Consider the following 20,178-nt stretch of genomic DNA (forward strand, 5'->3'; position numbering starts at 1 on the left):
ATATATACGATTTAAAGATTGACAACCCACTATCACCCACGATTATCTTTGTACACGTCCGCTCGCATCTCCTCCGACAAGCGCTTCGACCTCCGCCACAGAAACAAGATTGAAGTCACCATTAATGGTATGCTTCAATGCCGATGCTGCCACTGCAAATTCAAGAGCCTCACCCTGGGTTCGCTTTGTAAGCAGGCCGTGTATGACACCGCCGGAGAAAGAATCCCCCCCTCCCACACGGTCAATAATCGGATCAATATCGTAATGTCTGGAAACATAGAATTCCTCACCATTATAAATCATGGCTTTCCAACCATTATGTGATGCTGAGAAAGATTCTCGCAACGTCGAGATCACATAGCTGAACCCAAACTCATCCATCATCTGCCGAAAAATTCCCTTATAGCCCTCTGCATCTGTATGTCCGCCTTCCACATCCGCATCAGGTTTAAATCCCAGACAGAGTTCCGCATCCTCTTCATTACCAATACATACGTCTACATACTTCATCAAAGGTTTCATGATGGACTGCGCCTTCTCCTTCGTCCATAGTTTTTTACGAAAGTTCAGGTCGACCGACACCGTCACTCCATGACGCTTGGCAGCCTCACAAGCAAGCCGGGTCAATTCGGCTGCTTTGTCTGAGATGGCAGGAGTAATACCAGACCAATGGAACCAGTCGGCCCCCTCCATGATCTTGTCAAAATCAAAGTCCGCTGCAACGGCCTCGGCAATGGCAGAATGGGCACGATCGTAAATCACTTTACTGGGACGCATAGCTGCACCGGTTTCCAAATAATAGATCCCTACACGTTCGCCTCCCCGCGCAATATAGTCTGTCTTTACACCGTATTTACGGAGTGCATTTACTGCCGACTGCCCGATTTCATGTTCAGGCAGTTTGGTTATAAAATAAGCGTCGTGACCATAATTGGCACAGCTCACCGCCACGTTAGCCTCACCTCCACCATATACCACATCAAAAGAGTCCGACTGGACAAAGCGGGTATTTCCCGGAGGAGACAACCGAAGCATGATTTCGCCTAATGTAACGACTTTCTTTCCCATAATTTAATATTTTAATGAAACGAGCAATTTAGATTATTCAGTTATAATTTATCGTCACCCCCTATTTTTAGCGATAATAAACTGGTAATAGGAGAAATAACAACTCATAAAACTTACACCGAACAAGTTCCGTGTGCGGACACAAAGATACGTAAATTTTCAGGATTACAAAAATTGTTATATATTTGTGTCCATAGAAATAAAACTATTAGTGTGTCCGGGCACAAAACCTCACACAAATAAAGGTGAACGCATGAATAAATTGCCAGAAAGAATCAGAATTAAGGATATTGCCCGCTTGGCAAATGTATCTGTAGGAACTGTAGACCGGGTGCTCCATGGCCGTAGCGGAGTGTCGGAAGCAAGCCGTAAGCGTGTAGAAGAAATCTTAAAGCAACTCGACTATCAGCCTAATATGTATGCCAGCGCGTTGGCTTCCAATAAGAAATATACTTTTGCCTGTCTGCTACCCAAACATCTGGAAGGCGAATATTGGACAGATGTGCAAAAAGGGATTCGGGAAGCGGTTACCACATACTCCGACTTCAATATTTCGGCAAATATCACCCATTATGACCCCTACGATTACAATTCGTTTGTGACAACCAGTCAGGCCGTTATCGAAGAACAACCGGACGGAGTAATGTTTGCTCCCACTGTACCACAATATACCAAAGGATTTACCGATGCACTAAATGAACTGGGTATACCATATATATATATTGATTCACAAATCAAAGATGCCCCTCCACTTGCCTTCTTCGGTCAAAACTCACATCAGAGCGGATACTTTGCAGCACGCATGCTGATGTTACTCGCCGTAAATGACCGGGAAATCGTAATTTTCCGCAAAATACACGAAGGAGTGATCGGCTCGAACCAGCAGGAAAGCCGCGAAATCGGATTTCGCCAATATATGCAAGAGCATCATCCCACCTGTAACATCCTTGAACTCAACCTGCACGCCGACCTGAATATTGAAGATAGCCGGATGCTGGATGACTTCTTCTGCGAACATCCGGATGTCAAGCATGGCATCACGTTCAATTCAAAAGTATACATCATCGGTGAATACCTGCAACAACGCAGGAAAAGTGATTTCAGCCTGATCGGTTACGACTTGCTCGAGCGAAACGTAACGTGCCTGAAGGAAGGCACTGTCTCTTTCCTGATTGCACAGCAACCGGAATTACAAGGATTCAATAGTATCAAAACTTTGTGTGATCATCTGATATTCAGGAAAGAAGTGACTTGTACCAACTATATGCCCATCGATCTCCTGACCAAAGAAAATATCGACTATTATCACAGTAAGTAATGTAAACACTGAAAAGAATTCAGGCTGCAAAGAAAAAAACAACATTCTTGCAGTCTGGGCTCCTTATTTTTCCTTCTTCAAATAAACCATATCCCTGAGCCGGATGCCATTCTCATAAATAGGATGATCATAATGGTCGGTGAAAAAATTCTTAATACGATGGGAAGGAACAAATCCGCAGGATTGATAGAATAAAAGCGTATGTGGAGTATCTCCGGTTCCCACAAACATGACCGAGCATCGGTCCGAATAATGGTGAAACAGATATTCAATCAGGCTTTTACCATATCCCTTACGCTGGCTATCCGGACAAGTTGCGATATTCTTTAATTCGTAAATTCCTTTCCCCTCGTTAGTAACCACACAAACCGCCCTGAGCTTGTCTTCATCATATAGAGCGAACATATCTCCACGTTCCAGATACCGGTCTATCATATCTTCCTGCTCATCTGCCAGCAAGAGCAAATCGAGGAAACGCTTCCTGTCTGAAAATACCTGTTCGACTTTCATAACCCTTTCTGTTGTTCTCTATGTTCAAAAATCATTGTCATATGATCCAGTGCCCATCCAACCAATGCTTCGACGTGTGGAATCAAACTATGTCCCATTTCCGTCAGGCAATATTCCACTCTCGGTGGTACTTCCGCATATGCTTTCCGTTCCACCAACCCGTCGGCCTCCAACGTACGGAGAGTGACAGTCAGCATCCGTTGCGAAATATCGTCTATTGTTTTATGAATGTCACCAAAGCGCATCGTTCCGTTCGCATTCAGCGTCACCAGCACCAGCATCGACCACTTGTCGCCCAGCCGGCATAATACGTCCCTGATGGGACAAGTTCCCGTAGGATGGAAGTTCTTCATTCTCTAATCGTTTCTGTCATATTAAAAACCTGCAAAGTTAATTTGATCCCCTGATATTAAGCCACATTCACATCTATCAGCACAGAATAATACACCTTTGCAGGCACAAAGATAATAAACTTACGAAAGAGAACTATTGTTTTATTTAATCAATTCACAGTCGATGTACTTGCAGAGGACGCAAAGATATTATTTGATTCATAAAAATAATCAAAGAGGGTATGTCATAACTCACCACAGATTTTACCGGATAAACTTTAAATTTAGTCTAAACAAGAGGTACAATCCATTTATTATTAATACTTTTGTACACGATCAAACAAACATAAATACTTTTTCATCAAAGATATGACCCTCTTCACAAACATCAAATCCTTCGACAAATCATTTTTGTTGAAGTTATGGCTATCTCTTATTCTCTACCAGTTGTCCGTATGCCCCGTATCTGCACAAAAAGACACGATGGATATCAAAGACTACATCTTAATCATTAATACATATACCGAATCATTCCCTTGGAGTAACCGCTTGATCTCAACAGCAACCAACTTCGTAAAAGACGACCCCAAACTGGCTGTATACACCGAACATATGAACATGATAATGATAGATAATGACAGCATTCTGGACCAATTCAAAGACAGTCTTTTCGACAGATACGGTTCCCACCGCCCACGTATGCTGCTGTTATTAGGCAACTCTTCTCTCATATTGAAAGATGATCTTAGAAAAATGTGGGGTGACATTCCAATGGTTCTCTGTGCCGGGAAAGACTATACCGGGCCTGAGCACTATTATCTGACGAAACAACCCATTCCTCTTTCCGAACGTGTACCATTGGCAGAATTGTCCCAATCCTGCAATCTCACCTACCTCTATGCCAATCTCTATATCCACGAGAATGTAGAAATGATGTTCCGTACACTCCCCCGGATGAAAAGATTCATCTACGTGGGCGACGAACGCTTTGTCAACCAAGTCAACAGTCAGGAGATTCAAGAAATTCTACGGACCAAACATCCGGATGTACACTATACCTTCCTGTCTTCCCGTGACATAAAGAAAACCAACCAACTGATTGATTCACTCAACTTTGTCGATCCCCGGACCACGGGTATTCTGTTTTCCAGCTGGTTCCACAAACGGCAGTTTGCCGGCAACATGATGTTGACAATGATCCTGCCTGAAATCGTTTCCACCGTATCCCCTCCAATATTCGCTCTCAATATGATTGAACTGAATGACAAAGAGAGTGGAATGGTGGGTGGTTACACCTACGACCAGAATCACTTCAATGAAAAGCTGTCCAACATGTTTTCGGAAATCCTCAGCGGGAAATCTCCACGGGATCTTCCACATTATCTGCCCACAGACGGTACACCACTCATCAACTATCAGGTATTGGTCCGCAAAGGTTTGTCTCCCGACGAGTGGCCCGCTCACACCCGTTTTCTGAACAAACCTATCACCTTTTGGGACAAATATAAATATTTCCTGCCGGGAACAACCGTTTGCATCGCCCTGCTCGTCTGGTTTTTCCTCTATCGTATCCGTACGCTCACGCATCTCAGACAGATCCAGTTGAAAGAAATCGAGGCTATGGCTAATTATAAAAATCTGATCGATAACATGCCTTTGCTCTACATGCAGGAGAAACTAATCGTAAACGAACAAGGTGTAGCCGACGACTTGATCTACCTGAACGTAAATCCCCATTTCGAAAAACATTTTTTCCGTAGAGAGGATGTCGTCGGTAAGCGGGCCAGTGAACTGTTTCCTGAATCTCTACCTGAATTTCTACACTTCATCCAGATCTCCCTGAAGGAGAACCGTGCCATCACATTCCCTTATTACTTCAAAAAGATAGACAGATTCTACGACATCGTATTAAAAGGTGCACATCAGGAGAATGTCATCGACATCTTCTGCGTAGACAGCACTGAACTTCATCGTGCACAGCAGAAGTTGAACGCCACAAACCATAAACTATCTATGGCGCTGGAAGTAGCCGACATCATTCCCTGGAAATGGGACTTACTCAGCAAAACCATTCTTTGCGACATCAATAAGCCCATTGAACTCAGTGCACAAGGTAATAACGTAAGCGAAGAACAGTTGGCTGTACCCGACTCACAATACTTCTCGAAAATATATAAGGAGGACCGCATACGAGTGGAACAAGCTTATAAAGACCTGATAGAAGGGCGCTTGGAAAAAGTAAAAGAAGAGTATCGGGTGATCAACATCCGGAATCACACTCACAAAATAGAGTGGGTAGAAGCCCAAGCTGCAGTGGAAACCCGCGACGAAAACGGAATTCCGGTGACACTGGTCGGTTCTTCACAGGTAATCACCGGACGTAAAAAGATGGAAATGGAACTGACTTCGGCCAAAGACCGGGCCGAAGAATCCAATCGTCTTAAATCTGCCTTTCTTGCCAACATGAGTCACGAAATCCGTACTCCGCTCAATGCCATCGTCGGATTTTCGGGAATACTGGCATCCACCGAGGAAGAAGAGGAGAAACAAGAATACGTCAGCATCATTGAAAACAACAATGCATTATTGTTACAACTCATCAGTGACATCCTCGATCTGTCGAAAATAGAAGCCGGTACACTCGAGTTCCAGTACTCCGACATCGAACTCAACACCGAGCTTAAAAAACTGGAAAGCACCCTAAAACTGAAATTAAAGTCGGACGACGTACAACTGGAATTTGTTCCCGGCCTCCCTGTGTGCCCGGTGTGTACCGAAAAGAACCGGCTCTCACAACTGATCATCAATTTGGTGACCAATGCCATCAAGTTCACTTCCCGGGGAAGTATCCGCTTCGGTTACGAACACCGTGGCAAAGAACTCTATTTCTATGTCACCGATACCGGATGTGGCATCCCTAAGGACAAACAGGAAAGCATCTTCGGACGTTTTGTCAAACTGAACAGTTTCGCACAGGGAACAGGCCTGGGACTCTCCATCTGCCGTACCCTCGTCGAGCACATGGGCGGACATATCGGTGTAGATTCGGAACAAGGCAAAGGTTCCACGTTCTGGTTCTCCCTCCCTTATAAAGCGGCAAGCACTTCCGCCGGAACAATGCAAAAAACCGAGATTCAGCCCATCTCAGTAGAAAAAGACAAACTGACTATCCTAATCGCTGAAGACAATGAAAGCAACTACCGCCTCTTCGAATCGATCCTCGGGCACGACTATCATCTGATTCATGCCTGGGACGGACGCGAAGCCGTCGAAAGATTCAAAAGAGAAAATCCACAGATTATTTTGATGGATATCAATATGCCGGTTATGGACGGATACGAAGCCACGCAGGAAATCCGTAAATACTCAGCCAAAGTTCCTATCATAGCAGTTACGGCCTTTGCCTACACTTCGGACGAGCAACGGGTGATGGAAAACGGATTCGACGGATATATGCCCAAACCGATCAATGCACGGCAATTAAAAGCACAAATCACGGAGATTATGCAAAAACGGATCATTTTGTTATGACAACAGCGCGATATACCGCCCCATTATGACAGTTTCACTCCATATTCACCTTGATGCAAACCTCCTCAATCTGTTTGCGATCAACTTATACCACAAGGGGGCGAGGCGATCGATATACAATGACGAAAACCTGAGGATGGCATTCATGTCGGATATACAAGAGATTGTAGAGATTGAAGTGCATCGAACACGGATATTGCGACCTGACTCATTTTATCAAAAGCTTCAAACGATTTACCGGAAAAGTACCGTTGCAATATTACAAACAGAATATAGGTAATGATCGAAAATAACCGGTATGTATATATCCAAAAGTTCCACAGATTACACCGAATCACACAGATTAAAAGTAAATATCCAGCTATTTATCGAAGTTTCTGTGCAAACCCGGGTAATCTGCGGTGAACCATATCCGGTCGAGATACAAATTTTCCATTATTCCTCTACGACATAAACCACCTCGTGGGCTTCTGTCAACTGAGGAACTTCCAACCTACCTAACATCTTATCCAGAACCGTTTCCGGAACTTCATATTCGCGTGTACTGTTCTGTCGCCGCCAGACTGAATAAGGTTTCTCTATATAGACAATTTTAACCCGTGCCCCATACGTAATGAACAAGTCGATCAACTGAGTACGCCTTTGACGGCTCACGTTGGTAGCATTCCAAATGAAGTCCTGTCCCTTTCGAAGATAGATCCGGGCCTGTTCTTTAGCAGTTTGTGCCACCCAGCCATTGGCCGCTTTGTCAGTGGGACTAAACTTATGTTTACACCGGATGGCATCCAAACTGACAACCGGCATATCGGCACATCGAGATTCGATATAATAGTCTTTTCCCATACCGGGCAGACCTACAAGCAATGTTACCTCACATTTAAAATCATCGTGGGGAACATAATCGATATAGGATCGGGGTGTATGAAAGTAGTGAAAACGGGCTGTGCCATTGGCAAATTCCCGTGCCTTTCCCCAACATTGCTGCTCCCGACAGAACATCTCAAAAAATTCGGTAGCCTCCAGCAACACTTCTTTGTCTGTACTGATACGTCCGCAAATATCGGCAACAGTCAATTGTTTCAGCAACGAGGTGTCCAGCCTCAGCGAAGCCTCACAAGCACGCTTTAAAGGATCTTCGCGTTCCATCAACCAAATAGGCAGACCATGATGGCGTACCAGTGAAGCTATATGCTCGCGTATATTGAAAGGAGCAGGTATATCTCTATAAAGAAGAGTACGGACAGTAGTCTCCCCACGTTTAGCATGGTTCTTAGAGGTAACCTGTCCATTACCCTCATCGACTGAAGTCGAACGTTTTTCCACATCGTGAAGTAAAGCGGCTGCCCAAAGTATTTCCCGTTCCTGTTCCGGAAGCATCAGATAGGCAGGTTGTCGCAGCAATGCTTCGAGCACCATGCGAGTATGTACAGCCACACTTCCTTCGGCATGATGCACCGTATGCTGAGGAACTTGGTTCATATCCCGTACCCACCCAAACTGTTGTTCCAACGAGTTCCAGTCTTTCCGTTCGCTCAATTTCCAAATCATCGATTACCTCCTTTCTCTTGTTTCAACTCCCATACCAGACGGGCACGTTTCCAATGACGTGTCCAATGCTCCCCTGTTTGTACATGACCTTTACGGACATACTTAAACACATTGTGAGCAAAATCGGCAGTAGCATATTCACCGATATTCCGGGTAACCACTCCTTCCCGGGTACAGTCCAGACCGGTCTGTGCATCACAGGAGCCGAAGACACTCGGCTCCTGCGCCAAACAGACAACATGCTGTTCCAAAGATGCTACTGTTAATCCGTCCACGCACTCCGTGCACAATTCAGGCACGGTTGGCAAATCGAACAGTGCAGCATAAAATTTCACTTCATCCCATGACAGCCATTTGTCCAGGCAACGGACAGCAAATACATAAAAATGTGTTTCCAGCCGCTTATACTCAATGGAATGAACGGCATACAGATTTTCACCGAACAGTTCAATATCTCCCAGATCGTTTTTCAGCAACTCCCAGCGTTGACGCAACTGGCTTGTCCATGGCGAAGTGGTAGGTGCGACATGCGAACGGGCAAAGACTCCATATCTGCTCAAACAATTATTCTCTCCATCCAGCTTTTCGGTATGCACCAAGGTGCTTATCTGCCGGATATCTTCCCAATATGTATGATTGATCCGGTCGTCACTCGTCGTCCCGGGAGAGAACGGATAGTGATAGGTACGACCATATTTTTCTGATAACATAGTTTTTTCTTTTAATCGTTAATACTTAAAACCGGAGTTCTTCCTGAATGATCTTCACCGGGTTTCCCCTTTGAAGGCTGTTGTGATTGCTCCAATTGGTCTGTGCCTGAATCATCGCTTGCTCTATGTTCCAAGCGGTCAGCTTGACCAACAATCGTTCAGTAGCCAGTTTTTTATTCTGCCATTGCGAACGCTGGTCGGATGCCACTACACTGATTCCGCTGGGGATATGAACAGCTCTTACGGCAGATTCTGTCTTGTTGACATGTTGCCCTCCGGGTCCGGACGCCCGTAAGGTTTCATACCGGATATCATCTTCGGTAGCCTCACGACTTTCGGACAGGAGGAAAGTCTGCACACCGACAAACCAGTTCTTCCGCCTGTGATGAATCCGATACGGGCTACGGGCAATCCACAGCACAGTCCCTTCCCATTCGTCAGCCAATACATCGCAACCTGCACCTTCGAGTGCAACGACTACCGACAACAAAGTGCGATTGACAGGACCAGTCTCTTTTTCCAGGATTTCTACTCTCAATTTCCGTTTCTGTGCTTCTCTCAATATTTTTTCGAGTACTAAAGCCACTACACGGCAACACTCTACAGGACCACGCCCTGAAGTGATTTGTAAATACGTCTTTTCCATTATCCTATTCTTTATTCATTCGTACGATGCAGGGCATGAAGGTACCTTGGACTTCAACCAGTTCCTCCTGGGTCTTCATCACCCGGTCAATATCCTTGTAAGCCAACGGCATTTCTTCGACACTGCCACCAATCAGCGTGACTCCGGCCTGAGAAAGATACTTTCTCAATGCCGACCGGGTAAAGTTGTCTTTTGCCTTTTGGCGGGACATAGCTCGTCCCGCTCCATGCGAGGCAGAACAAAGGGCCTCACTTATCCCTTTACCACATACCAAATAACCGGGCGTTGCCATACTTCCGGGGATCAGTCCCGGTTGGCCTTTCTGTGCAGGTGTTGCTCCTTTACGATGCACAATGGCTGTCTGTCCGGGAGCGATTTCCTCTTTCCATGCAAAATTGTGGTGATTGTTCACATTGGCCAAAGGTTTCAGCCCCAAAGCTTTTGACAAATTCAGATGAATCCGCTCATGGCAGGCACGAGCATAATCACCCGCTAAATTCATACTAAGCCAGTATTCCTGTCCTTCTTCCGTATCCAACCCCAGCCAGGCAAAGTGCTGAGCCTCGCGAGGCAGGCGGCAGAGGTCGCGTGCCAGCAGACTATAGTGTTTGGCAATGGCAGCACCCAAACCACGCGAACCGGAATGGGACAGCAAAGCCACGTAGTTTCCTTCCGGAACGCCCAAGACATTACCGGCCTGTAAGCTCATCTTACCAAATTCCACAAAATGATTTCCACCACCGGAGCTACCTAATTGCCGTACCGCCTTGCCATGAAGTCCTCTCAACAATTCGGTCATTCGGAACTCTTCTCTGTCAAGCACCTCATGCTCTTGTGCAAAAGACAATCCGCCATCCATGCCAAAATGAGTAAACTCCTTCAGCGCTTCTTTAATATGGTGCGAATAGCGTTTCAGAAAATCCTCCCCGGCATCAAACAGGGTGAGATTCATCCGACAACCGATATCAACCCCCACAGCATACGGGATAACCGCATGATCTGTAGCCAATACTCCCCCTATCGGTAACCCGTAACCGGCATGTGCATCGGGCATCAATGCTCCGGCAAGAGTAATCGGCAGCCGCATGGCGAGATTCATCTGCTGTTTGGCTAATGTTTCAATGTACTTGCTTCCATATGTTTTATAACCCAAGGGCTCATCAAGTAAATCATACGGCGTCAATCTTTTTTCGATAAATACAGGAGAAAGATGTTCGGCCAGTTTACTCCATATCTCACTGTTTTTATATACCTCGGGATTCTTGAGAATATCGCCCAAGGCGGCTAATATCTGCTCTTTTGTTTCGTGTTTACAATATTTGCCAACGAGAGCAACAGCCAGACTACGAGCTACATTATCTCTATATCCCAGTTTACTTAAATCTTTTAAACGTATTCCCATACTGTTGTTTCCATTCGCATACAAGGCACCGGTTGCCTGCCATTGGACAGACAAAGGACAATATGCGAGATACCAATACTTTAGAAAAGGATATAACCACTCCTCTTCACAGCATTGAGGTGAATAATAAATAAATTAAATGTGATTGTGGAACTAATCAACTTGCATCGCCAGCAGCAGAATTGCGACGCATACTAAAAGATATAGTTATAAAGACCCATCCTCCCGATGGGGCAACTTAGTTCCGATACTGAAGATATTATTTCTCTGACATAATTAAAAAACCCTTTCCATATTTAAAGGGTGAATACTCTGTTTATCGGCGGCAAAAGTAATGGTTCTTTTGATTTTCACAAAACGAAAAGACATTTTTTTTCAGGCACAGTAGTGATATTTATAGAAAAACGGCACGAATCACTTCGCACCGCTCCTATTGCTAACTCGCGCCAAAGGTTCCCGCCTCACAGCGTCCGCCTCCGGAGATTTATTTTTAAATGCATGAAGCGGTTAGCGTTAATCTTTATATTGTCGATGCAAAATTACCGTTTTTCTCCCTATCATTCACTATCTTTGCACCTCAAAATTTTAAGAACTATTCAATGATAAACGAAGAAAAGATACATAAAAGCACTTCCGGATGGTGGGCACTCAGCCCTTTATTTGTATTCTTGTGTCTCTATTTGGTCACTTCTATCCTGGTGAACGATTTCTACAAAGTACCTATAACGGTAGCCTTCCTGATTTCATCATGCTACGCCATTGCCATCACGCGGGGACTGAATCTGGAACAACGGGTCTATCAATTTTCAGTAGGAGCTTCCAATAAAAACATCATGCTGATGGTGTGGATATTCATCCTGGCAGGAGCCTTTGCACAAAGTGCCAAGCAAATGGGAGCCATTGACGCTACGGTAAACCTGACACTCCATATTTTGCCGGATAATCTTTTATTGGCAGGCATCTTTCTGGCCTCTTGCTTCATTTCGCTATCCATCGGTACCAGTGTAGGCACTATCGTGGCTCTGACTCCTGTCGCTATCGGGTTGGCAGAGAAAACCGGAATCGATCTGCCCTTCATGGTAGCAGTGGTAGTGGGCGGCTCCTTTTTCGGTGACAATCTATCGTTTATCTCCGATACAACCATTGCTTCGACCAAGACTCAAGGATGCGTCATGCGCGATAAGTTTCGGGTCAACTCCATGATTGTGGTACCTGCCGCACTGGTCGTATTGGGTATCTATATCTTTCAGGGGCTTTCAGTCTCTGCCCCGCCACTGGTGCAGGAGATTGAATGGGTCAAAGTGATCCCCTACCTTATCGTATTGGGAACGGCCATAGCCGGAATGAATGTTATGCTGGTTTTGATAATAGGTATCTTTACCAGCGGTGTTATCGGTATTGCTACAGGCAGCCTCGGATTCTTCGACTGGTTTGGTGCTATGGGGACGGGGATCACCGGAATGGGCGAACTGATTATTATTACCTTACTGGCAGGCGGAATGCTTGAGACGATCCGTTACAATGGAGGAATAGATTTCATTATCCGCAAATTGACCCGCCACGTAAACGGAAAGCGGGGAGCGGAACTCAGTATTGCCGCTTTGGTAAGCATCGCCAATCTTTGTACGGCTAATAATACGATTGCCATCATCACTACCGGACCGATTGCCAAAGATATTGCAAAAAAATTTCAATTGGACCGGAGAAAAACGGCAAGTATCCTCGACACATTCTCGTGCCTGATACAAGGCATCATCCCTTATGGAGCACAAATGCTGATTGCTGCCGGACTGGCACAGATTTCCCCGCTCAGCATCATCGGGAATCTGTATTATCCGTTTACAATGGGTATTTGCGCACTATTGGCCATCCTATTCCGGTATCCGAGAAAGTATTCCTGAATAAAGCCCAACCTACTTTTTGATATTTTGCAAATAGGCTTCAAGAGATTCATCTTTGCCCAATCCCAGTTTCTTGCGTATCCGGCTACGGCCGGAATTCACGCTGGCACGCGAAATCCCCAGAGCGAGAGCTATTTCATCAGTGCTCTGATTCAACCGGATCAACATACAAAGCAATTCGTCATTACGGGTCAACTCGGGACATTGACAACGCAAAACAGGTAAATAGTGGGGATAAAGTGCTGCGAACGACTGACGGAACCGTATCTCGTCATCCCCACTCAGCAGCATCGGGTTCAGTTTCTGGCGCACATTATCAATCACGTCCGCATGTGCCACCTTCTCTAATTCGTTATTGAGAGATTCGTAGCGCCCGTTCAGTTCCTGATGGATGGAAATCAGACGGGAAAGCCGTTCTCTATGGAGATGTGCTTCACGCCGGTAATGGCGGCGGCGTTGTAACATATATACCACTACCAGTCCCAACAACATGAAAAGCAATACAACCACAATTCCAATGTAGGTCAACGTACGCTCCTTCAATTCGACCTCAGCCATCAATGCACGGTATTCCTGCTCTTTTCGTCCGGTATCGTAACGCACATTGGCCGCAGCGGTATAGCGCAACTTGTCTTTTTCATTCAGCGAATCTTGCAAAGCGGCATATCGGGGATAAAACTCCAACATCCTCGAACCCAAATGGCGTGAAGCATAGATTCCCAAAAGTCCTTTTGCCGCAAAGGCTTCCATTTCATCCCAGTCCATATAGGCAAATTCACGATGCGCCTGTTCCATCATGGCAAGACCACGCTCTTCCTGTCCGTCTCTTACCAGAGCCAATCCCAGCCAGTATCGGGTGCCTGAATGGGTGGCAGGACGTACACCGGCACTGTCGGCAAAAATAGCTTCCATATCACGCAGTGCCGCCGCATTGGAGTCGGGACACATCTGTAACCAATATTTAGCCCGGTCTCTGCGCCACGTCTTTAAACTTCTCTCTCCCATCCGTTGCGCCACTTCTCTCTCTTTACCCAGATAAAAAGCAGCCGAATCAACCTGTTCCAGATCCATAAAAAAAGAAGAACGCACACGATAGGCCCCGCACAGCGCCATGCTGTCTTCACGGGCAGCCATCCGAATCACTCTCGCATTGATCTCCAAAGCTTTCTCGGTGAGGGCGAGGGTAGAATATAAGGCAGCAAGATCGGCATAGGCTCGTATCATGCCATCCGTAGCAATACCGGGATGTTTATCATACCATTCAACAGCTGCGAGGGACAGATCAACAGCTTTTACATATCGCCCTTCGCGCCTGTAATAGTATCCCAACCGTGCCAATATGGCTCCCACATCTTGGGTTTCCCCACCCCGCCGATAAGCCTCTACAGCCCGTTCCTGCATCCGGCACGCTACATTCGGGCGAGCACTGCTGAAGTGGTAAGCCCACGAAACCATGTGGCAACACAGCATGACGACCGACTGATCGTCCGGTGGCAATAGCACGGCAAAAGAATCGGCCAATGCCTCTGTGCGTCTATTATCATCCGTCATCAAACTGTTCTGCGCTTCGAAAGCCCAAAGAGGATAAGCACAATATCCCGTCAGAAACGGGTGTCCGGAAAGACGAATACTGTCGAGCAACTGTACGGCAGCTTCATAAGCTCCTGTTTTTGATAAAACTTGATTGTACAACGGCATGATACGCAATAATTGTCTGCGAAGTGTATCCGGATTACCATCCGGATCGGAAGGCATATAGAGAAACATCCCGCTGTAAATGTCCGTGAGCATATCATAACGTCCCGCTTCGAAAAGCGAATCGTGCAGCCCCATATAATGTTCGATACACTCCCCGGGATGATGGGTCATCCACTCTTTAAAAGAAAGTGGTGTCACTGTGGATGATTGTTTACATCCGACAGGCAAAAAAAAGAGTAGAATAAACCCAAATATCAAAATACAATATCGCATATAAGAAGTACAATAAATGAATGACAGCAAATATATGCTATTTGTGCGAGAAGAGAACCAACCTCAAAGCGGGAAAGTCCGTATATAGCCTCAAATAACGTGTTTTAAACCAATAATCTATTAAACCATCTATCGTCTTTTCTACCGGACAACTCTCTTTATGTGTACTTTTGCCCCCATAATCAAGCCCCTTAAAAACTACAAGCAAAACAATGATTAAAGAAAAAGCAACTCCGCATATCGGTCTGGTAACCGATCTGACAACAGGACAAATAGACGGAAAAATCACTCCGGGTGGAATGGTTTTAGTTACCGGATGTAATATTAAAATAGAGAACGGAAACAAACCTGTCTGTGAAGCAATCCAACTCTCCCACCAAAATGGAGAAGTTATCTGCATCGACCCACCGTTCGAAATGAACGAACCGCATATCCTCAAATTCAAGATACCGGATTCACTGCCCACCGGAGAATATACGCTAACCATCAAGACTCGTTTCGCAGGTAAGGATAAACGGCTTCTGACCCAAGAACAGACTTTGGTGTACATGCTAAAATTAATCAGAGAAGAATAATCGGACAGAGTGAAAAAGCTCCGAACATCCCGATAATTATAAAAAAGAACCGGAAGTCTTTGTCAATCAAAACAAAACCCTTATCTTTGCACCCGCTATTACGAGTTAGTAGCATTAATTCAAATCATTCATTAAAAAAACATTTATTTAAAATGGCAACAAGAATTAGATTGCAAAGACATGGACGTAAAAGCTACGCTTTCTACTCTATCGTTATTGCAGACAGCAGAGCACCACGTGATGGTAAATTTACAGAGAAGATTGGTACTTACAACCCTAACACCAATCCTGCTACAGTAGATTTGAATTTCGAACGTGCCTTGCACTGGGTGCTGGTAGGTGCACAACCTTCAGACACAGTTCGCAACATCCTTTCACGTGAAGGCGTTTACATGAAGAAACACCTCCTCGGCGGTGTAGCTAAAGGCGCATTTGGTGAAGCTGAAGCTGAAGCTAAATTCGAAGCTTGGAAGAACAACAAACAGTCAGGTCTGTCTGCTCTGAAAGCTAAAGAAGAGGAAGCTAAGAAAGCTGAAGCAAAAGCACGTCTGGAAGCTGAAAAGAAAGTAAACGAAGTAAAAGCAAAAGCATTGGCTGAAAAGAAAGCTGCTGAAGAAGCTGCTAAGGCTGCTGCTGAAGCTCCCGCAGAAGAAGCTGCTCCGGCAGAAGAAGCTGCAACTGAAGCTGCTGCTGAATAATCGGCAGTATCTATCATTCGTAAATAGGATTAAAACAATAAAATCCTCTCCGGTCCGCCGGGGAGGATTTTTTATTGGATCATCCCGGCTACGGAATGGCCCACAGAGAACGCTCTACTTCAGCACGACATAACGCAGAAAGACCACCTGATCGCCGACCTTAACTCTTCCATCTGCCAAAGCCTCCTTGTCTACCCTGAAAGTTTTCAAGTATTTTTTTAAACTTTTCGTTACCGTATAGGGCTGTTCTTTTTCATACCCGAGAATCTTTATACTACCATCCTCGTTGATCGTCACTTTACATTTTATATTGAAAGTCAACCCGCGCAATTTTTTGGCTTCCGTTTTGTTTATCCAAAAGATATAGGTTGCCTTCCCGATATTATTCTTTTTCTCTACCTTCTTCTCCTTAGAGTATTCATCGTACACTTTAAATGAAGGTTCACTTTTATCGCCACACGAAGTGCAAACGAATAAAACCAACAATAATATTCCAAATACTTTTTTCATTACTGAACTCCTTTCTGTTTAGCGTATATCACATAACTATTATCTTCCTCACCGATCGACTCACACAATTCCTGTAACTTTTTCCTATTCTTCCCCTTCCTACCATCTGTCGAGGAGAGATAAGACTCTATTTCCGCTTTCAGCACTCCCGGTTCCACCAGCCTTATATATTGTTTGTTACGGAGTGACCAAGGGGTCCACAACCGATCCGGCATCCCTCCCGCAAAGTCATTGATCACCCGGAAAAAAGTTCCGCGCAACGATGCCTTATCCACTATAAAGTTCGAAGGTGATTTCGTCTCCCACATTCCATCACCCACTTGTTCCTCTACCATCAATCTGCCTACATAGGCCTGAGGCAACTCATAGAATGTGGTTATCGAACGTTTCCTGTCTCCAATGTTGAGTGTGAAGCGGGGCTTCAGCCTGCTTTCCGAACGGATATAATGATAAAGCGTATCGGGACGCAGTTCAAAGAAGGTGCTGATATAAAGATCGAATACTTCCGTATTGGCACCGTACATCACCTCATTGCTATAATCGGGAAGAACAGACAGATGCCTGGCAGCAGGAACCGAATCGAGCAGATGTCCTTCAAAATCCTGTACCCATGCCACAAAAGGGTATCCGGTAAAGGGAAGTGCCCCCACCGTAAGTTCACGTTTATCGGCATCGACCTTGAATACAGCCTTGGAGACCGACTGATGTAACGGAATGGAACGCAACGGTTTCCCAGCCAGATCATAGACATAGATGGCATTGCTGTTATCGAAAGGCATCAGATAGATACAATTATGTTTTTCGTCAATCTCCGCTTTGTATACGGCACGATACTCTCCCGGCCCTTGCCCGATAGCACCTATATTGGTAACAAACTCTCCTTTTTTAGTAAATAACCGGCAGGGATGGAGTTCATAAACAGAACCGTAGACAAGGATGTAATTTTCGGAAACACACAGATTGTTTTCTCCGACCATCGCTTCATCACGGTTATCGAGCTTGATGATTTGAAAGTCTTTCAAAAAGAAACTGAACGGTAAGTCAACCGTATCTTTCAGCAAGCTGAGGTCACATACCACAACCGAGTCTTGACCGGCCCATTGATAGGAAGCGACCACCGGCCATTGCTCCGAAAGATTTTTCTCTTCGGCCTTGGGAACGACCGAACAGGAAGAAAATAAAAATACTCCCCCCAGAATTGAACTTAGGAGATGAAATTGCCTGATATTCTTCATAAACTCTCCATTTCTATATCATGCAAAGATAAAAATAAAAACGAATAATCTACGAATACTCCGTAGTTTTTTTTGATTCGTTTCAGAATTTATCTATATACACGGAAAGGGAGTAGCGACAAAAATCATAAAAAAAGATGCCCGGAACAAATCCCGGGCATCTCCTCTATAAGTCTGTTTTGACAAACAGGTAATCTTGTTCGATTAATATCTGTCACGACCGCCGCCATAGCCGCCGCCACGATTACCACCACCGTAACCACCACCACGGTTGTTACCATAGCCGCCACGATTACCACCACCGTAATTGCTGTTACGACGCGGGCCTTCTTCTCTCGGACGTGCAACTGATACGGCAAGTGTCTTTCCGTCTATTTCTTTTTCGTGCAGTGCTGCGATGGCAGCATTTCCCTCTTCGTCATTAGGCATTTCTACAAAACCGAATCCTTTAGAACGGCCAGTTTCTCTGTCCATAACGATTTTGGCTGAAATAACTTCTCCAAACTCTTCGAATAATTCTCCTAAATCAGCATTGCTAAGATTATAGCTGATACCTGCAATAAAAATGTTCATTGAAAAAATAATTAATACAATTAATAAAATTTGTTATCTTAGAGAAGTCTTAATAAGGAGATAAATTACTCTACAAGTACCTTGGAAATAAAACACATCCTATCAGAAATCTTTAATACGCGGTAAATATAGACATTTACAACAGACTGAGAAACAAAATCATCATTTTCTTTTATTTTTTTTATTAAAATTGAGATTTTGACGATGCTTTAGTCTCACCTCTGTTTCTTCCGCCTACGGCTCCGGCGCCTCTGCATCTTCTTGTGTTTATAGCGCTGTATCCGTTTATAAATCATCCAGCCGCTCATCAAACCTACTACTACGAAGATCAGGATCGTAATGCCCACTCCCAGATTGTCTCCCTTAATGCGCGACCAGATTTCAAGAACATCTTTCGTCTTATCGCCGAAATCACGAATCATGGCACAACGTTCTACCACCTTACGGTCCGGGTACTGTATCTTGTCAATCTGCAGGCTGTCTGCTCCCGGTCCGAAGAAATAGCTCAAATCCGAATAATAAGTCAGGGTGGTGTCTGTCTTCGCCTCCATGATTTCAGGCGAAGCCACAGCACTCACATAACCGCTCGCTTCCATATTCCGCAAAGCAATGTCGGGACGGCACATAAAGTTGATGAAATAGCTGGCAGCTTCCGGATTACCGGCATACTTAGGAATCACCCAGCCGTCATACCAGATGTTGCTTCCTTCCCGAGGCACTACATAGTCCAGGTCCACTCCTACCGCATCCGCTTCTTCGATGGCCCATTTGGCATCTCCGCTCCAGGTCATATTGAGCCATGCTTTATTTTTGGTCATCATCTCTTTACCGAAGTCTGCCTCCCAACCGGCTATATTGGGTTTCATCGCCTTGAGGTATTTTTCGGCAATCTCCATTGCACGGGGAGAATAGTCGTTCATCAGATCCTCTACTGTCACCTTGCCTCCGGCCAGATCACGGGCATGTGCGTAAATGATGGCCGTCCCGTACGCATCGCGGTAACTGTCTTTCATCAATATCTTGCCGGCATATTTCCGATCCCAAAGGCAACTCCAACTTTCGGCATCCGCATCGGGAACAAAAGCCTTGTTATACAGTATCCCAGCCGTTCCCCACATGTAACACACGGCATAATGACTGGCAACGCGTCCGGGTTGACTCAACTTATCGATCTGTTCCCGGATATAAGGAGACACGTCATTCATGTAGTCGGGCGAATGGGGAAAAACGGTGTCGATGGGCAACAGCAAGTCTTTCTTCAACATCCGCTCGATGATGTATTCCGAAGGGCATACCACATCAAAATCTTCGTGCCCTTTTTCGATCTTGGTCAACATGATTTCGTTGATATCGAAAGTTTGATAGACAATACGAATATCCTCGCCTGTCTGCTCCTTATAATATGCCTGGAAATCTTCCAGCACTCCGTCGCCGATGTAATCGGCCCAGTTATAAATTTTCAATACCTTTTCGCGGGGCTCACCGGAATTGTAACAACCGGAAAGCATAAACGACGCTGCAAGGCAAAGAGTTATTAACAGCTTATTCATTAACACTTTATACTATTTCTTGATTCTCGTAAATTCTCTTCTATTTTGGTTTAAAACCCAAAGGACGTGGGTTTCAAACCAACGGACACTATCTTTAAAA

Annotated in this window: 17 protein-coding genes; 5 read left to right on the forward strand and 12 right to left on the reverse strand. The window is 45.1% G+C overall.

Annotated elements, in window-relative coordinates:
- Nucleotides 1-42: 42 nt before the first annotated feature.
- The gene (locus BSHG_RS05020; protein WP_005803808.1) at nt 43-1,068 is read right to left on the reverse strand and encodes a sugar kinase; all 1,026 of its coding nucleotides are present in this window, start codon (nt 1,066-1,068) and stop codon (nt 43-45) included.
- 253 nt (nt 1,069-1,321) lie between these two features.
- Here BSHG_RS05020 and BSHG_RS05015 point away from each other — a divergent pair, with 253 nt between their 5' ends.
- A complete protein-coding gene (locus tag BSHG_RS05015) occupies nt 1,322-2,386 on the forward strand; it encodes a substrate-binding domain-containing protein (protein WP_005788383.1) in 1,065 nt (354 codons plus the stop codon).
- 63 nt (nt 2,387-2,449) lie between these two features.
- On the opposite strand, the gene BSHG_RS05010 is transcribed toward BSHG_RS05015, so the two are convergent.
- Nucleotides 2,450-2,896, reverse strand: a complete 447-nt coding sequence (locus BSHG_RS05010) for a GNAT family N-acetyltransferase (RefSeq protein ID WP_008660640.1) — start codon at nt 2,894-2,896, stop codon at nt 2,450-2,452.
- On the reverse strand, nt 2,893-3,249 hold the full coding sequence (locus BSHG_RS05005; protein ID WP_005788387.1) for a winged helix-turn-helix transcriptional regulator: 357 nt from the start codon (nt 3,247-3,249) through the stop codon (nt 2,893-2,895). The genes BSHG_RS05010 and BSHG_RS05005 overlap by 4 nt, the downstream gene beginning before the upstream one ends.
- 348 nt (nt 3,250-3,597) lie before the next feature.
- On the opposite strand from BSHG_RS05005, the gene BSHG_RS05000 reads away from it, so the two are divergent.
- A complete protein-coding gene (locus tag BSHG_RS05000) occupies nt 3,598-6,759 on the forward strand; it encodes an ATP-binding protein (protein WP_008660645.1) in 3,162 nt (1,053 codons plus the stop codon).
- A gap of 435 nt (nt 6,760-7,194) precedes the next feature.
- Here BSHG_RS05000 and BSHG_RS04995 read toward each other — a convergent pair whose 3' ends face one another.
- Genes BSHG_RS04995 through BSHG_RS04980 form a run of 4 tightly spaced genes read right to left on the reverse strand, consistent with a single transcriptional unit; the run spans nt 7,195 to nt 11,065 of the window.
- Nucleotides 7,195-8,307: an AAA family ATPase gene (locus BSHG_RS04995; protein ID WP_005788391.1), complete on the reverse strand. Its 1,113-nt coding sequence runs from the start codon at nt 8,305-8,307 to the stop codon at nt 7,195-7,197.
- Nucleotides 8,304-9,017 (reverse strand): RNA ligase family protein, encoded by a 714-nt coding sequence (locus tag BSHG_RS04990; protein WP_008660650.1) that lies wholly within the window; start codon nt 9,015-9,017, stop codon nt 8,304-8,306. The genes BSHG_RS04995 and BSHG_RS04990 overlap by 4 nt, the downstream gene beginning before the upstream one ends.
- A gap of 25 nt (nt 9,018-9,042) precedes the next feature.
- Nucleotides 9,043-9,663, reverse strand: a complete 621-nt coding sequence (prfH, locus tag BSHG_RS04985; protein ID WP_005788396.1) for a peptide chain release factor H — start codon at nt 9,661-9,663, stop codon at nt 9,043-9,045.
- Between the two features lie 4 nt (nt 9,664-9,667).
- Nucleotides 9,668-11,065 (reverse strand): RtcB family protein, encoded by a 1,398-nt coding sequence (locus BSHG_RS04980; protein ID WP_008660654.1) that lies wholly within the window; start codon nt 11,063-11,065, stop codon nt 9,668-9,670.
- Between the two features lie 599 nt (nt 11,066-11,664).
- Here BSHG_RS04980 and BSHG_RS04975 point away from each other — a divergent pair.
- The gene (locus BSHG_RS04975) at nt 11,665-12,966 is read left to right on the forward strand and encodes a Na+/H+ antiporter NhaC family protein (protein ID WP_005815375.1); all 1,302 of its coding nucleotides are present in this window, start codon (nt 11,665-11,667) and stop codon (nt 12,964-12,966) included.
- A 12-nt stretch (nt 12,967-12,978) separates the two neighbouring features.
- Here BSHG_RS04975 and BSHG_RS04970 read toward each other — a convergent pair whose 3' ends face one another.
- Nucleotides 12,979-14,835 (reverse strand): transcriptional regulator, encoded by a 1,857-nt coding sequence (locus BSHG_RS04970; protein ID WP_005788403.1) that lies wholly within the window; start codon nt 14,833-14,835, stop codon nt 12,979-12,981.
- A gap of 314 nt (nt 14,836-15,149) precedes the next feature.
- On the opposite strand from BSHG_RS04970, the gene BSHG_RS04965 reads away from it, so the two are divergent.
- Together BSHG_RS04965 and BSHG_RS04960 are read left to right on the forward strand one after the other, a co-directional pair.
- The gene (locus BSHG_RS04965) at nt 15,150-15,512 is read left to right on the forward strand and encodes a DUF4469 domain-containing protein (RefSeq protein WP_005788404.1); all 363 of its coding nucleotides are present in this window, start codon (nt 15,150-15,152) and stop codon (nt 15,510-15,512) included.
- 152 nt (nt 15,513-15,664) lie between these two features.
- Entirely contained in the window at nt 15,665-16,210 is a 546-nt protein-coding gene (locus BSHG_RS04960) for a 30S ribosomal protein S16 (protein WP_005788406.1), read from the forward strand.
- Nucleotides 16,211-16,324: 114 nt separating this feature from the next.
- Here the strand turns inward: BSHG_RS04960 and BSHG_RS04955 are convergent, their stop codons facing one another.
- The 4 genes from BSHG_RS04955 to BSHG_RS04940 form a co-directional block, all read right to left on the reverse strand.
- Nucleotides 16,325-16,720 carry a DUF4891 domain-containing protein gene (locus BSHG_RS04955; protein WP_005793288.1) on the reverse strand — a complete coding sequence of 132 codons (396 nt, stop codon included), beginning with the start codon at nt 16,718-16,720 and terminating at the stop codon, nt 16,325-16,327.
- Nucleotides 16,720-17,955, reverse strand: a complete 1,236-nt coding sequence (locus BSHG_RS04950) for a 6-bladed beta-propeller (RefSeq protein ID WP_005788411.1) — start codon at nt 17,953-17,955, stop codon at nt 16,720-16,722. Before BSHG_RS04950 ends, BSHG_RS04955 begins: the two co-directional genes overlap by 1 nt.
- Nucleotides 17,956-18,159: 204 nt before the next feature.
- Nucleotides 18,160-18,528 (reverse strand): RNA recognition motif domain-containing protein, encoded by a 369-nt coding sequence (locus BSHG_RS04945; RefSeq protein WP_008660659.1) that lies wholly within the window; start codon nt 18,526-18,528, stop codon nt 18,160-18,162.
- 215 nt (nt 18,529-18,743) lie between these two features.
- Nucleotides 18,744-20,078: an ABC transporter substrate-binding protein gene (locus tag BSHG_RS04940; RefSeq protein ID WP_005788414.1), complete on the reverse strand. Its 1,335-nt coding sequence runs from the start codon at nt 20,076-20,078 to the stop codon at nt 18,744-18,746.
- Nucleotides 20,079-20,178: the final 100 nt, after the last annotated feature.

The sequence above is a fragment of the Bacteroides sp. 3_2_5 genome (assembly GCF_000159855.2).
GTDB lineage: Bacteria > Bacteroidota > Bacteroidia > Bacteroidales > Bacteroidaceae > Bacteroides > Bacteroides fragilis.